Source organism: Roseicyclus amphidinii (assembly GCF_030163755.1).
GTDB classification, from domain to species: Bacteria; Pseudomonadota; Alphaproteobacteria; order Rhodobacterales; family Rhodobacteraceae; genus Roseicyclus; species Roseicyclus amphidinii.
The window spans coordinates 1-14,634 of the sequence record NZ_JASJOE010000003.1 but is presented as its reverse complement, the minus strand read 5'-3'; the positions used below and the strand labels follow the sequence as shown (position 1 = coordinate 14,634).

The 14,634-nt window shown below is 68.1% G+C and carries 14 protein-coding genes; 8 read left to right on the top strand and 6 right to left on the bottom strand.

Going from position 1 to position 14,634, the window contains the following annotated elements; translation table 11 throughout:
* Positions 1 to 5: 5 nt before the first annotated feature.
* The 3 genes from QQK83_RS01640 to QQK83_RS01630 all read left to right on the top strand — a co-directional run bounded on the left by QQK83_RS01640 (position 6) and on the right by QQK83_RS01630 (position 3,355).
* The gene (locus tag QQK83_RS01640; RefSeq protein WP_284261030.1) at positions 6 to 1,991 is read left to right on the top strand and encodes a heme lyase CcmF/NrfE family subunit; all 1,986 of its coding nucleotides are present in this window, start codon (positions 6 to 8) and stop codon (positions 1,989 to 1,991) included.
* A complete protein-coding gene (locus QQK83_RS01635; RefSeq protein WP_284261247.1) occupies positions 1,991 to 2,506 on the top strand; it encodes a cytochrome c-type biogenesis protein in 516 nt (171 codons plus the stop codon). Before QQK83_RS01640 ends, QQK83_RS01635 begins: the two co-directional genes overlap by 1 nt.
* 72 nt (positions 2,507 to 2,578) lie before the next feature.
* Positions 2,579 to 3,355, top strand: coding sequence for an enoyl-CoA hydratase-related protein (locus QQK83_RS01630; protein WP_284261028.1), 777 nt, complete (start codon positions 2,579 to 2,581; stop codon positions 3,353 to 3,355).
* A 132-nt stretch (positions 3,356 to 3,487) separates the two neighbouring features.
* Here QQK83_RS01630 and QQK83_RS01625 read toward each other — a convergent pair whose 3' ends face one another.
* From QQK83_RS01625 to QQK83_RS01600, 6 genes are all read right to left on the bottom strand, one after another.
* The gene (locus QQK83_RS01625) at positions 3,488 to 4,846 is read right to left on the bottom strand and encodes a branched-chain amino acid ABC transporter permease (RefSeq protein ID WP_284261025.1); all 1,359 of its coding nucleotides are present in this window, start codon (positions 4,844 to 4,846) and stop codon (positions 3,488 to 3,490) included.
* Positions 4,843 to 5,853, bottom strand: a complete 1,011-nt coding sequence (locus QQK83_RS01620) for a branched-chain amino acid ABC transporter permease (protein ID WP_284261019.1) — start codon at positions 5,851 to 5,853, stop codon at positions 4,843 to 4,845. Before QQK83_RS01620 ends, QQK83_RS01625 begins: the two co-directional genes overlap by 4 nt.
* A complete protein-coding gene (locus QQK83_RS01615; RefSeq protein ID WP_284261017.1) occupies positions 5,854 to 6,255 on the bottom strand; it encodes a hypothetical protein in 402 nt (133 codons plus the stop codon). It abuts the gene before it with no gap.
* Positions 6,252 to 7,073 (bottom strand): ABC transporter ATP-binding protein, encoded by an 822-nt coding sequence (locus tag QQK83_RS01610; RefSeq protein ID WP_284261015.1) that lies wholly within the window; start codon positions 7,071 to 7,073, stop codon positions 6,252 to 6,254. Before QQK83_RS01610 ends, QQK83_RS01615 begins: the two co-directional genes overlap by 4 nt.
* Entirely contained in the window at positions 7,070 to 7,864 is a 795-nt protein-coding gene (locus QQK83_RS01605) for an ABC transporter ATP-binding protein (RefSeq protein WP_284261013.1), read from the bottom strand. Before QQK83_RS01605 ends, QQK83_RS01610 begins: the two co-directional genes overlap by 4 nt.
* 75 nt (positions 7,865 to 7,939) lie before the next feature.
* Positions 7,940 to 9,136 carry an ABC transporter substrate-binding protein gene (locus tag QQK83_RS01600; RefSeq protein ID WP_284261011.1) on the bottom strand — a complete coding sequence of 399 codons (1,197 nt, stop codon included), beginning with the start codon at positions 9,134 to 9,136 and terminating at the stop codon, positions 7,940 to 7,942.
* Between the two features lie 344 nt (positions 9,137 to 9,480).
* Here QQK83_RS01600 and QQK83_RS01595 point away from each other — a divergent pair, with 344 nt between their 5' ends.
* The 5 genes from QQK83_RS01595 to der are packed head-to-tail and all read left to right on the top strand — an operon-like array spanning position 9,481 to position 14,547.
* Positions 9,481 to 10,707, top strand: coding sequence for a urate hydroxylase PuuD (locus QQK83_RS01595; protein WP_284261008.1), 1,227 nt, complete (start codon positions 9,481 to 9,483; stop codon positions 10,705 to 10,707).
* Between the two features lie 16 nt (positions 10,708 to 10,723).
* A complete protein-coding gene (locus tag QQK83_RS01590; RefSeq protein ID WP_417750324.1) occupies positions 10,724 to 11,485 on the top strand; it encodes an HpcH/HpaI aldolase family protein in 762 nt (253 codons plus the stop codon).
* A complete protein-coding gene (locus QQK83_RS01585; protein WP_284261002.1) occupies positions 11,482 to 12,531 on the top strand; it encodes a hypothetical protein in 1,050 nt (349 codons plus the stop codon). The genes QQK83_RS01590 and QQK83_RS01585 overlap by 4 nt, the downstream gene beginning before the upstream one ends.
* Before the next feature lie 48 nt (positions 12,532 to 12,579).
* Positions 12,580 to 13,026, top strand: coding sequence for a YaiI/YqxD family protein (locus tag QQK83_RS01580; RefSeq protein ID WP_284261000.1), 447 nt, complete (start codon positions 12,580 to 12,582; stop codon positions 13,024 to 13,026).
* A gap of 54 nt (positions 13,027 to 13,080) precedes the next feature.
* Complete coding sequence (gene der / locus QQK83_RS01575; protein WP_284260998.1) at positions 13,081 to 14,547, top strand: ribosome biogenesis GTPase Der; 1,467 nt, start codon at positions 13,081 to 13,083, stop codon at positions 14,545 to 14,547.
* The last annotated feature ends 87 nt before the right edge of the window (positions 14,548 to 14,634 follow it).

Here is a 14,634-nt window from a genome sequence, read left to right as displayed (position 1 = left end):
CTGCCATGATCACAGAGCTCGGACATTTCGCCCTGATCCTCGCCTTCATGGTGGCGGTCTTTCAGATGATCGTGCCGCTTGTCGGTGCGCACCGCGGCAACGCCGCCTGGATGGCCGTGGCGGAACCCGCCGCGACCACGCAATTCCTGTTGGCCGCATTCAGTTTCGCGGCCCTGACCTATGCCTTCGTCACCTCGGATTTCTCGCTGAACCTGGTGGTGGCGAACTCGCACACCGACAAGCCGCTGCTCTACAAGATCACCGGCGTTTGGGGGAATCACGAGGGCTCGCTGCTTCTGTGGGTGCTGATCCTGACGCTGTTCGGCGCCTCGGCCGCGTGGTTCGGGGGCAATCTGCCGCCGACGCTCAAGGCGCGGGTGCTGGCGGTGCAAAGCTCGGTGGCGGTGGCGTTCTTCGCCTTTATCCTCTTCACCTCGAACCCGTTCCTGCGGCTGGAGTTTCCGCCCTTCGACGGGCAGGACCTGAACCCGCTGCTGCAGGACCCCGGCCTCGCCTTCCACCCGCCGTTCCTGTATCTCGGCTACGTGGGCCTTTCGATGGCTTTCTCCTTTGCCGTCGCCGCCCTGATCGAGGGGCGCGTGGACGCGGCATGGGGCCGCTGGGTGCGGCCCTGGACGCTGGCGGCCTGGCTGTTCCTGACCATCGGCATCGGTCTCGGCTCGTGGTGGGCCTATTACGAGCTGGGCTGGGGCGGGTTCTGGTTCTGGGACCCGGTCGAGAATGCCAGCCTTATGCCCTGGCTGATCGCCGCGGCGCTGCTGCATTCGGCCATCGTGGTGGAAAAGCGCGAAGCGATGAAAAGTTGGACGATCCTTCTGGCGATCCTCGCCTTCGGCTTCTCGCTGATCGGCACCTTCATCGTGCGCTCGGGCGTGCTGACCAGCGTTCACGCCTTTGCCAACGATCCCGAGCGGGGGGTCTATATCCTTGGTATCCTGTGCTTCTTCATGGGGGGTGCGCTGCTTTTGTTCGCGCTGCGCGCGGGCGTGATGGAGGCCAAGGGCGTATTCTCGACCGTCAGCCGGGAAACCGGGCTGGTGGTGAACAACCTGCTGTTGGCGGTCTCGACCTTCGTGGTCTTCATCGGCACGATCTGGCCGCTGATCTCGGAAATGTTCTGGGACCGGACGGTGTCGGTCGGCCCGCCCTTCTTCAACATGGCCTTCACGCCCTTCGTCTTCGGGCTGGCGGTGGCGCTGCCCATCGGCGCGATGCTGCCGTGGAAGCGCGCCAAGATCGGCCGCGCGCTGACGGCGCTGGTCCCGGCGCTGGTGCTGGCCGTGGCGCTCGGCCTGCTGGCCTGGGCGGTCTACACCGGGCACTCGGCGCTCTCGCCCATTGGGGTGGCGCTGTCGGTCTGGCTGGTCGCGGGCGCGCTGACCGACCTGTGGTCGCGCACGGGCCGCGGTGACATCGCGGGCCGCTTCGGGCGTTTGTGGCGGCTGCCGCGGGCGGATTGGGGCAAGACCGTCGCCCATGCGGGCGTGGGCATCACCATGTTCGGCGTGGTGGCCCTGACCGGTTACCAGGTCGAGGATATCCGCGTCGCCCAGGAGGGGCAGCCCTACCGCGTCGGCGCTTACGAAATCGAACTTCTGCGCGTGGACGAGAACGTGCGGGGGCCGAACTACATCTCGACCATGGGTCATGTCGCGGTGCGCGAGGCGGACGGGCGCGAGATCACCGTGCTGCGTCCCGAGCGGCGGATCTACCCGGTGGCAGGCATGCCCACGACCGAGGCGGGGATCAACAACGGCTTCACCCGCGATGTCTATGTCACTCTGGGCGATCCGCAGGACAATGGCGGCTGGGCGGTCCGGACCTGGATCAAGCCCTTCGCCAACTGGATCTGGGGCGGCACGATCATCATGGCGCTTGGCGGTCTTCTGAGCCTGTCGGACCGCCGCTACCGCGTGGCGGCCGGTGCCGCCAAGGCGCAGCCCGAGCCGCGGGGGGTGCCCGCGGAATGATGTGCCTCTCCGGTTGGTTGGCCCGGCTGTGGCACGGGCTGAGGGCGCTGCCGCGCGCGGCGCTGGCGGTGGTGCTGGTGCTTGGCGCGCTGGCGGCGGTGCCGGCCTACGCGGTGCAGCCCGACGAGGTGCTGGACGACCCCGCGCTCGAGGAACGGGCGCGCGACATCTCGGCGGGGCTGCGCTGCGTCGTCTGCCGCAACGAGTCCATCGACGAGTCGAACGCGACGCTGGCGCGCGACCTGCGGCTGATGGTGCGCGAGCGGCTGGTGGCGGGCGACAGCGACGCCGAGGTGGTCAGCTTCATCGTGGACCGCTACGGCGAATACGTGCTGCTGCGCCCGACGCTGACGGGCTCGAACATCGCGCTGTGGGTCGCGCCGTTCCTGATCCTGCTGGCGGGCGGGGGGCTTGCGCTGGTCTATATCCGCCGCCGCGCGGCCAGCCCGGCCCCGACCGAGGCCGCGTTGAGCGCCGAGGAACAGGCGCGGCTCAAGGACCTTATGGGCGACTGACGCCGCGTTTCGTCTTTTCCGCGCGCATGGCTTTGCCTAGTCTTTTCCCCGACAGGCAAGCGGAGACCAGCCATGCAGTATGAAACCATCACCCGGGACGATCTTGACGGCATGGCGGTGATCACGCTGCGCCGCCCGGATGTCATGAACGCGCTCAACACCCAGATGCGGGCCGAGATCACCCATGCGGTCGAGGCCGCGGGCCGCACGGCGCGGGTGGTCGTGCTGACGGGCGAGGGGCGGGCCTTTTGCTCGGGGCAGGATCTTGGCGACCGCGCGAATGCGGCGAACCTGAACCTCGAGCGGACGCTGCGCGACGAGTATATCCCCATGCTCATGGCCATCGTCGAGTGCCCGGTGCCGGTCATCGCGGCGGTGAACGGCACGGCGGCGGGCGCGGGCGCGAACCTTGCGCTGGTGGCCGACATCACCATTGCTGCGGAAAGCGCGAGCTTCATCCAGGCGTTCAGCCGGATCGGGCTGATCCCCGATGCGGGCGGCACCTGGGTCCTGCCGCGGACGGTGGGCCTGCAGAAGGCGATGGGCGCGGCGCTCTTCGCCGACAGGATCACCGCGCGGCAGGCCGCCGAGTGGGGGATGATCTGGGAAGCGGTCGAGGACGAGGCCTTTGACGCGACATGGCGCGCCCGCGCGATGCATCTCGCCAGTGGGCCGACGGAGGCCTTCAAGCGGGTGAAGCAGGCGATGCAGGCGAGCTTCGGCAATTCGCTCTTCGAGCAGCTCTTGCTCGAGGGTGAGTTGCAGGGGCAATGCGGCAAGACCCGTGATTTCAAGGAGGGCGTGGTGGCCTTCCTCGAGAAGCGCAAGCCGGTGTTCGAGGGGCGGTAAGCGGTGTGAAAAAGGGGGGCTCTGCCCCCTTCGACGGCCTGCGGCCGTCTCTCCCCCCGAGATATTTTTGAAACGGAGAAAAAGGGGGGGCGCGTTAACCTTGACGAGAGGTGAACGCGCCCCTTTCGGCGTTTACCGCTCCGGGATCAGGCCGCGCGGGCTGAAGCGCAGCACGAGGAGCAGGATCACCCCCATCGTGAAGAGCCGCATGTAGGCCGCGCTGTCGATCAGGTGGTTCCTGAGCCAGTTGTCCTCGGCCATGCCGGAGGTGAGGATCTGCATCAGCCCGAGGCCCAGCGGCTCGACCTGGATCCAGAGCCACCAGATCAGGAAGCCGCCCAGCACCGCGCCCCAGTTGTTGCCCGAGCCGCCCACGATCACCATCACCCAGACAAGGAAGGTGAACCGCAGCGGCTGGTAGGTGCCGGGCACCAGCTGGCTGTCGAGCGTGGTCATCATCGCGCCCGCCATGCCGATGATGGCCGAGCCCAGCACGAAGACCTGCAGGTGGCGCGCCTTGACGTCCTTGCCCATGGCCGAGGCCGACACCTCGTTGTCGCGGATCGCGCGCATCATCCGGCCCCAGGGGGAATTCCACGCCTTTTCCGACAGCCAGATCAGCGCCAGCAGCACCACGATGAAGAGCGAGGCGTAGCAGAGCTTGACGAAGATCGAGGAGAAGGTGACCGGGTTCGCGCCGATCCGGGCGGCGAGGTCGAGGAACCACTCGGCCTGTTGCAGGTCCACCTCGTAGGGGACGGGGCGGGGGATGCCGGTGACGTTCTTCACGCCGCGCGCCAGCCAGTCCTCGTTCTTCAGGACCGCGATGATGATCTCGGCGATGCCGAGCGTGGCGATGGCCAGGTAATCCGAGCGCAGACCGAGCGCGGTCTTGCCGATGATCCAGGCCGCGCCCGCGGCCAGCAACCCGCCCACCGGCCAGGCGAGGATCACGGGCAGGCCGAGGCCGCCGAGAAAGCCGGTGGAGGCGGGGTTGACCGCCTCGACGGCGGCGACGCCCGCGTCGAAGACGGCGCGGAAGATGAAGAAGCCGCCGATCAGGATGGCGAGCATGACCAGCGTGCGCAGCCGCCCCGCGGGAAGGCGCATGTAGGCGAGGATGGCGGCGACGATGGTCGCGGCCCCCAGCACGAGGCCCAGCAGCACCTGCAGGCCGCCCGCGGCCCAGGCCTCGCCCACGGGGTCGATCGAGACCAGCACCGCGGCCAGCCCGCCGAGCGCCACGAAGCCCATGACGCCCACGTTGAACAGGCCCGCGTAGCCCCATTGCATGTTCACGCCGAGCGCCATGATGGCGCTGATGAGACCCATGTTGAAGATCGTGAGCGTGGTGTTCCACGATTGCAGGAAGCCGGTGCCGATGAAGAGCACGGCCACCAGCGCGAAGAGCAGCACCGCGCGGGTGTCGAGCCTGCGGGTCGGGCCGGCTTGCGTGGCGGAGGGCCGGGTCGGGTCGGGTGCCGTGGTCATACCGATTTCCCCTTCATGATGCCGGTGGGGCGGAACAGCAGGACGATCAGCAGGATGCCGAAGCTGACCGCGAACTTGTAGTCGGTCGAAAGCAGTTGCAGCAGGCCCTCGGGCTCCCACTCGCCGGGGGCGAGGTAGGTGACGACCTTGCGGAAGGCATAGGTTACGCCGACCTCGGAGAAGGCGATGACGAAGCCGCCGAGGATGGCGCCCACCGGGTTGCCGAGGCCGCCCACGATGGCGGCGGCGAAGATCGGCAGCAGCAGCTGGAAATAGGTGAAGGGCTTGAAGCTCTTGTCGAGCCCGTAGAGCACGCCCGCGGTGGTCGCCAGCGCCGCCACGATCAGCCAGGTGATCATCACGACGCGTTCGGGGTTGATGCCCGACAGCAGCGCGAGATCCTCGTTGTCGGAGAAGGCGCGCATCGACTTGCCGGTGCGGGTGCGGTTGAGGAACCAGAACAAGAGCGCCACCGCGATCACCGCCACCACGATGGTCAGGCCCTGGCTGGTGCGGAAGGCTAGGCCTTCGTCCAGTCCGGTCATCTCGCGGAAGGTGCGGGCCGAGATGATGAAGCGTTCGCCGTCGGCGAAACGCTGGTCATCGACGCCGATGATGAAGCGCACGATGCCGTTCATGATGAACATCACCCCGAGCGAGGCGATCACGTAGATCACCGGCTTGGCCTTTTGCGCCCGGTAGAAGCGGTAGACCGTCCGGTCGGTGGCGATCACCAGGAGGCCGGTGACCGCGATGCCGACCGGCAGCGCCAGCAGCGCCGTGGGCAGCGGCCCGAGGCTGACGCCGAGCGCCTGCAGCCCCCAGGTGCAGAGGATCACGACCATGGTGCCGAAGGCCATGGTGTCGCCATGGGCGAAATTCGAGAAGCGCAGGATGCCGTAGATCAGCGTCACGCCGAGCGCCCCGAGCGCAAGCTGCGCGCCATAGGCAGTGGCCGGGATGATGACGAAGTTCAGCAGTGTCACCAGGGCGTTGAGGAAATCCATTCAGGTCATCCCTTCGCAGGTTCCGAGATAGGTTATGGCGGCGGCCTGGCCGTCGAAGATGTGGAGGGTCAGGATCGCGGTCCGGTCGGTCTCGATGGTCAGCAACTCGGCGATCCCGTCCCGCCCGGCGCCCGCATAGGTCGCGGGCAGCGCGCCTTCGGGCGTCAGGCGGTCCACCGGGCTGTCGCCGGTGACGGTCGACAGCACCAGCTCGCCCGCGTGATCGACGGCGATCACCTGCGCGCCGAACTCGCCCGCCGCGCAGCCTTCGGCGACAAGGCATTCCACGGTGAAGCGGCAGTCCCAGGGTTCCGCCTGCGCGGCCTGCGCGGGCAGACCGAGGCCGAGGCCGAGCGCGACAAGCGCGGTCGGGACCGGGGGCAGGGGGGGCATGGTCGTCATCCCCCGAGGAAGCTGCGCCGGACCTCGGGGTCGGCCAGCAGTTCCTTGCCGGTGCCGGTATGCGCATTGCGCCCCTGCACGAGGACATAGCCCTTGTCGGCGATCTCGAGCGCCTGGCGGGCGTTCTGTTCCACCATCAGGATCGGGATGCCGGTGCGGCTGACCTCGATGATCCGGTCGAAAAGCTCGTCCATCACGATGGGCGACACGCCGGCGGTGGGTTCGTCCAGCATCAGCACCTTGGGCTTGGTCATCAGCGCGCGGCCCACGGCGACCTGCTGACGCTGGCCGCCCGACAGCTCGCCCGCCGCCTGGCGGCGCTTGTCCTTGAGGATCGGGAACAGCTCGTAGACCTGTTCCATCGTCTCGCGGATGTCGTCGCGGCGGATGAAGGCGCCCATCTCGAGGTTCTCCTCGACCGACATCGAGGCGAAGATGTTGTTGGTCTGCGGCACGAAGCCCATGCCCTTGGCGACGCGCGCCTGCGGGCTGAGGTCGGTGATGTCCTCGCCATCCAGCCGCACCGAGCCCTGCCGCACGTTCAGCATGCCGAAGACGGCCTTCATCGCGGTCGATTTGCCCGCGCCGTTGGGGCCGACGATCACCGCGATCTCGCCGGGGTCCACGGCGATGGTGCACTCATGCAGGATGTCGGGGCCGTTGCCGTAGCCGCCGGTCATCGTGTCGCCGATCAGGAACGCGTTGCCCGTCGACATCGCGTGACCGGTGCCGGGCGTGGCGGTCATGGTGCCGCCGCCCTGCTTGGCGATGGACCAGTCCTTGTTGCCGCGGTCGTTCTGATAGGGGTTGTCGCTCATGCGCCCGCACCTTCGGCCAGCTTGTCCTTGTTCTTGAGACCGGTGCCGAGATAGGCCTCGATCACCTGCTCGTTGGCCTTGATCTCGTCCAGCGTGCCCTCGGCCAGCACCTTGCCCTCGGCCATGCAGATGACGGGGTCGCACAGGCGGCCGATGAAATCCATGTCATGCTCGATCACGCAGAAGGTGTAGCCGCGTTCCTTGTTCAGGCGCAGGATCGCGTCGCCGATCGTGTTGAGAAGCGTGCGGTTCACGCCCGCGCCCACCTCGTCGAGGAAGACGATCTTGGCGTCCACCATCATGGTGCGGCCCAGTTCGAGCAGCTTTTTCTGCCCGCCCGAGATCTGCCCGGCGGGGTGGTCGGCCAGGTGTTCGACGGTCAGGAACTCCAGCACCTCGTCCGCCTTGGCGCGCAGCGCGCGTTCCTCGTCGGCGATGCGCTTGCGGCCGAACCACGTGTTCCAGAGCGTTTCGCCCGACTGGCCCGCGGGCACCATCATCAGGTTCTCGCGGCAGGTCATCGAGTGAAACTCGTGCGCGATCTGGAAGGTTCGCAAAAGGCCCTTTGAAAACAGCACATGCGGCGGCAGGCCGGTGATGTCCTCGCCGTCCATGACGACGCGGCCCGAGGTGGGCGGAAGCACGCCCGCGATCACGTTGAAGAGCGTGGTCTTGCCCGCACCGTTCGGGCCGATCAGCCCGGTGATCGAGCCGGTCTCGATCCGCAGGCTGGCCCCGTCGACGGCGTGGAACCCGCCGAAATGCTTGTGAAGGTCTTCTACGACGATCATCGGGAATGGTCCCCCTGTTGCGAAACAGCCCGGTTGCGACACCGGGCTGTCTGCCATTCTAGGATTTGAGCGCGATCAGCGGAAACCGGCCACGACCAGTTCGCCGCCTTCGATCTCGATCTCGCGGTAGTTGCCCGCGCTTTCACCGGCACCGATCAGCTCGACCGCGGAGGCACCGACGTAGTCGATGTCCTGGCCTGCGGCCAAGAGCTCGAGGCCGCGCGCCAGTTCACCCGGCAGGATCGGCTCACCCGGTGCATTGGCAACGTCCATCACGTGCATCGCGTAATCGCCGGGGTTGGTCGAGCCCGCCGCCTGCATCGCCAGCAGGATCAGCGCCGCGGCGTCATAGGCCTCGGCCGAGAAGGGCGAGGTGCCGTCGAAGCCGGCTTCGGACGCCATGCCCTGGTAGATCGCCGCGCCGTCGCTGTCGGTGCCGGGGTTCTGGCCGAAGGAGCCGTCGATGTCCGAACCGAAGTTGTCGACAAGCGCCTGGCTGACCATGCCGTCGGGGAAGACGAAGGTCTCGAACGCGCCGGTGTCCAGCGCCGCCTGGATGATGCCCGAGCCGCCCTGGTCGACGTAGCCCGCCACGACGAGCGCGTCGCCACCGGCCGAGGCCAGTGCGCCCACTTCCGCCGAGTAGTCGGCGCGGCCGTCTTCATGCGCGGCCACCAGCGTCACGGTGCCGCCTGCGGCTTCGAAGGCTGCCGCGAAGCTGTTGGCAAGGCCAAGGCCGTAGTCGTTGTTGGTGTAGGTCACGGCGACGGTGTCGATGCCGCGCTCCATGATGATCTCGGCCATCACGACGCCCTGGCGCGCGTCGGAGGGCGCGGTGCGGAAGAACAGGCCGTTGTCCTCGAGCGTCGACAGCGCGGGCGAGGTGGCGGAGGGCGAGATCATGACCATGCCGTTGGGCATGGCGACGTTGGTCAGGATCGAGGTGGTCACGCCCGAGCAGTCCGCGCCGACGATGCCGCTGACGCCGTCCGAGGTGATCAGGCGCTCGGCTGCGGCGTTGGCGGCCGAGCTGTCGATGCAGGTGGAGTCGCCGCGCACCGGCGTCACGGTGGTGCCGTCGAGCAGCAGGCCGCTGTCGGACACTTCGGCAATCGCCATCTCGGCGCCCTGCGCCATCCCCGGTGCCAGCGATTCAAGCGGCCCGGTGAAGCCCAGGATCACGCCGAGCGAGATCGAATTGCCGTGGCCGTCGGCCATGGCCGCACCGCCAAGTGCGAAGGTGGCCGCAGAGGCCAGCAGGATTTTCTTCATGTTCCATCTCCCGATTGGACAGTTTCTGTCTTATGGCGACGAACGGTAGCCAATGGCCTTGTCGAAGGAAAGGCCTAACCGTCACCCGAGGCCTTATCGGAACGGCGGCCTGCAGGCGGGGCGGAGTGGCGGGACATTCGCCCGCACCAGCGCCCCTTTCGGGCCAACGGCCCGGTGCCGCCACGTCAGCCTGACAAGGCCCGCGGACGGTGGCGCGGGCGGGCAGGGCGGCAGGGGGAGTGTGGGCCGAGGGCGCGCGGGGCATCTTGCGTCCCCCCTTGGTTTCGTCGGATGGTCCGGCCAAGGGACCGGGGAACCGGTCATCGCTGCGTGAAGGGGCCGACATGGACGCAACCATCCTGCTGCATTGGGCGGAATTCGCCGTCCGCTGGCTGCATGTCATCACCGCGATCGCCTGGATCGGGTCGAGCTTCTATTTCATCGCGCTCGACCTTGGCCTCAACCGCAGCATCCCCGGCCCCGCCGATGGCGAGGAATGGCAGGTCCACGGTGGCGGCTTCTACCATATCCAGAAATACATGGTCGCCCCCGCGGCGATGCCCGAGCATCTCACATGGTTCAAATGGGAAAGCTACGCGACATGGCTCTCGGGGGCGGCGCTTCTGATCCTGCTCTACTGGGTGGGGGCCGAGCTGTACCTGATCGACTGGAATGTGATGGAGTTGCAGCCCTGGCAGGCGATCCTCATCTCGGCCCTGTCGCTGACGCTGGGCTGGGTGGCCTATGACCTGCTCTGCAAGTCGAAGCTGGGAGACAACCCCACGCTTCTGATGCTGCTCCTGTTCGGGATCATCGTGGTTCTGGCCTGGGGTTACACGCAGGTTTTCTCGGGCCGCGCGGCGCTGCTGCACCTGGGCGCGCTGACGGCGACGATCATGACGGCGAATGTCGCCATGATCATCATTCCCAACCAGAAGATCGTGGTGGCCGACCTCAAGGCGGGGCGCACGCCCGACCCGAAATACGGCAAGATCGCCAAGCTGCGTTCGACCCACAACAACTACCTGACGCTGCCCGTCATCTTCCTGATGCTGTCGAACCATTACCCGCTGGCCTTTGCGAGCGAATGGAACTGGCTCATCGCCTCGCTGGTGTTCCTGATGGGCGTCACGATCCGGCATTTCTTCAACACGATGCACGCCCGCGGCGGCCACAAGTGGTGGACCTGGGGCGCGACGGCCGCGATCTTCGCCGTGATCGTCTGGCTGTCGGTCCTGCCGCTGATGCAGGACGAGATGACCGAGGAGGCCGCCCTCACCCCCCGTCAGGACCGCTTCGCCGCGCATGCGCTGTTCCCCGAGGTCTCGGGGCTGGTCCATGCCAATTGCGCCTCCTGCCACGCCTCCGAGGTCTACATGGCGGGCCTTGCCGCCGCGCCCAAGGGCGTGATGCTCGACACCGACCGCAGCATCGCGGTCCATGCGCGCGAGATCTACCTGCAGGCGGGTGTCACCCACGCGATGCCGCCTGGAAATTTCGCCTTTCTCACCGACGAGGACCGCGCGCTCATCCGGCGCTGGTATCGTGAGGTGACGGGCGGCGCGCTCTGACGGAAAGGGACGGACAATGCCGGTGGCACGAAACGAATTCAAGGCGGCGCTCGCCGCGGGCGATCTGCAGCGCGGCCTCTGGCTGGCGCTGGGGGCCGAGACGGTGACCGAGATCGCGGGGCAGGCGGGTTTCGACTGGTGCCTCGTCGATGGCGAGCACGGCCCGTGGGAGCCCGCGCTGATCCGGCGGCAGCTGATGGTGCTGGCGGGCACCGGCACGCCCGCGATCGTGCGGGTGCCGGTGAACCAGGCATGGGTGCTGAAACAGGCGCTCGACATCGGGGCGCAATCGGTAATGGTGCCGATGGTCAACTCCGCCGAGGAGGCGCGCGCCGCCGTCGCCGCCTGCCGCTACCCGCCCGAGGGCATCCGCGGCAACGGCGGCTACACGATGCGCGCCAGCGGCTATGGCGGCATCCCCGACTACGCTACAACCGCCAACGCGGAAATTTGTGTCATCGTTCAGGTCGAAAGCCGCGCCGCGGTCGCGGCCTTGCCCGAGATCGCCGCCGTTGACGGGGTCGATTGCGTCTTCTTCGGCCCCGCCGACCTCGCCGCCGACATGGGCCACCGGGATGACCCGATGAACGCCGAGGTCTGGGACGCGATCCGCCACGGGGCTGGCGTGATCCGCGCCGCGGGCAAGGCCGCGGGCCTGTTCGGGCCGCCCGCGCTCGAGGGCGAGATGATCGCGGCGGGCTTCACCATGATCAGCGCCGGGTCCGATGCCGACCTGGTGACGGCGCTGTTGCGCAAGGTGGCCGGGGGCGGCGCGTGATCCGCCTCTCCCACGGCGACAGCGCGCTGACGCTCGACCCCGCCGTCGGCAACCTGCCCGAGTGGCGGGTGGGCGGGCGTCGCCCCCTGCATTCCGCGCCTTGGCGCGACGAGGCCGCGGTGCAGGACGACCCCGACCTGCCACTTGTGAACAAGCGGCTGGCGGGCGATTTCCTCTGCATGCCCTTCGGGCGGGACGACATCGACGGCGGCCCGATCCACGGCCCCAGCGCCAACGAAGGCTGGGCGGTGATCCGCAGCGACGTGGCCGAGGCGCATCTGCGCCTGTCCGTCCCCGTCCGCGGCGCGACGGTGGACAAGATCGTGCAGATCACCGGGCCTGTCCTCTACCAGACCCACCGCGTCGAGGGCGGCGCGGGTGCCGTCACATTCGCCCATCACCCGATGATCCGCATGGCCGAGGGCGGCCGGCTGTCCTGCTCGCCCAAGCGCGCCGTGCTGACCGACCCCGACCCGCAATACGCGGGGCGCAATCTCTGGGCGCTGAACCAGACCCGGCCCGTCGTCGGCCGCGACCTGCGGCTCGCCTGCGAGGACGGCACGGATTGGGACCTGCACCACTACCCCGCCGGGCACGCGGTCGAGGATTTCTGCCTGCTGGTCGAGGCCCGCGGCGCAACGGTCGGCTGGACCGTGGCGATGCGCAATGCCGAGGATGACATGCTGGTCGTCCTGAAGGACGCGAGGCTGATGCCGGTGACGATGCTCTGGATCTCCAACGGAGGCCGCGACTTTTCCCCGTGGAACGGGCGCCACACCGGCGTTCTGGGCATCGAGGACGGCTGCGCCCTGGGCGGTGCCGGGCTGGCCGCGGCGCTGGCGGAGAACCGCCTGACGGCGATGGGCGTGCCCACGGCGATGGCGCTTGGCGGCACGCAGGTGATCCGGCACGCGATGGTCTCGCTCCCGCGCCCGCCGGGCTGGGCCGAGGTCGCCGAGCTGACGCTTGCCAAGGGGCAGATGACTCTGACCGAGGTCGGCGGCGGACAAGTCTCGGTCCCGTTCGACACCGGGTTCTTCGTATGATCCTCGCACCGGAGGGGCGGCCATGAGTCTCGCACCGGAGGGGCGGACATGATTCTCGTCGATGCCGATGCCTGTCCGGTGAAGGACGAGATCTACACCGTCGCCTATCGCCACAAGCTGCCCGTGCTGCTTTACGCGGCCACCTACCTGCGCCACCCCGATCACCCGCTGATCTCCATGACCATGGCGGGCGATGCGTTCGACGCCGCTGACGACCTGATCGCGGAAGCCGCGGCCCCCGGCACGCTGGTCATCACCGCCGACCTGCCGCTTGCGGATCGCGCGCTGAAGGCCGGGGCCGAGGTGCTGACCCACCGCGGCGAAGCGCTGACCGCGGCCAATATCGGCGGCAAGCTTGCCACCCGCGACCTCATGGCCGACCTGCGCGGCGGGCTCGAGGGGCAGGCGCTCGGCGGGCCGCGCCCCTTTTCCAGGGCCGACCGCAGCGCCTTTGCCCAGGCGCTCGAGCGCGCGGCGCGGCGACTGGCCCCTTGATGCGCGCCCGCCCTTGGGATACGTGCGCCACCTTGGTATCTCCGGAATGACCCCATGAGCTTCACCCTCGCCATCGTCGGCCGCCCCAATGTCGGCAAGTCCACGCTGTTCAACCGGCTGGTGGGCAAGCGCCTGGCCCTGGTCGACGACCAGCCCGGCGTCACCCGAGACCTGCGCGAGGGCGCGGCGCGGCTGGGTGACCTGCGCTTCACCGTGATCGACACGGCGGGGCTGGAGGATGCGACCGACGACAGCCTGCAGGGCCGCATGCGGCGGCTGACCGAACGCGCGGTCGAGATGGCGGATGCAAGCCTCTTCCTGATCGACGGGCGCGCGGGCATCACGCCCAACGATCAGCTCTTCGCCGAGATCCTGCGCCGCTCGGGCCGTCCCGTGATCCTCGGCGTGAACAAGGCCGAGGGCCGACAGGGCGAGGCCGGGGTGATTGAGGCCTATGCGCTTGGTCTGGGCGAGCCCATCGCGCTCTCTGCCGAGCATGGCGAGGGGATGGGCGAGCTGGCGGTGGCGCTGGCCCCCCTGGTCGAGGCCGCGGAAGAGGCCGTGGCGGTGGTCGAAGAGGCCGAGACGGATGTCGATGTCGATGAGGATGCGGAGGGTGAACTTCGCCCGATAACCGCCGCGCGTCCCTTGAAAATCGCCGTCGTGGGGCGCCCGAATGCGGGCAAGTCCACGCTGATCAACAAGATCATCGGCGAGGATCGTCTGCTCACCGGCCCCGAGGCCGGGATCACGCGCGACAGCATCGCCGTGCCGGTGAACTGGGACGGCACGCATATGCGCATCTTCGACACGGCGGGGATGCGCAAGAAGGCCAAGGTGCAGGAAAAGCTGGAAAAGCTGTCGGTCGCCGACGGGTTGCGCGCGGTGAAATTCGCCGAGGTCGTGGTGGTGCTGCTCGACGCGGCGATCCCCTTCGAGCAACAGGACCTGCGCATCGCTGACCTGGCCGAGCGCGAGGGGCGCGCGGTGGTGGTTGCGGTCAACAAGTGGGACATCGAGGACAACAAGCAGGAGAAGCTGAAGGCGCTGAAACAGGCCTTCGACACGCTCCTGCCGCAGCTGCGCGGCGCGCCGCTGGTGACGGTTTCCGCCAAGACGGGCAAGGGGTTGGACCGGTTGCAGGCCGCGATCCTCAAGGCCTATGACGTCTGGAACCGCCGCGTGACCACGGCGCAGCTCAACCGCTGGCTCGCCGCCATGACCGAGGCGCACCCGCCGCCAGCCCCCTCGGGCCGCCGTATCCGGCTGCGCTACATGACCCAGGCCAAGACGCGGCCGCCGGGGTTCGTGGTGATGTGCAGCCATCCCGACAAGCTGCCGGACAGCTATTCGCGCTATCTTGTCAACGGGTTGCGCGATGATTTCGACATGCCGGGCACGCCGATCCGGCTCTGGATGCGCAGCCAGGCGGACCAGAACCCCTACAAGGACCGGAAGAAATCCATCCCCTCGCGCCTGTCGAAACACGTTCGCAGCGGGGCCACGAAAAAGAAGGGCTGATCCCCCTTCATCTTCCCAAAAATACGGCGGGGGGTCCGGGGGGCAGAGCCCCCCGGCGGGGCGCTGCCGAAGGCAGCGAAACACCCC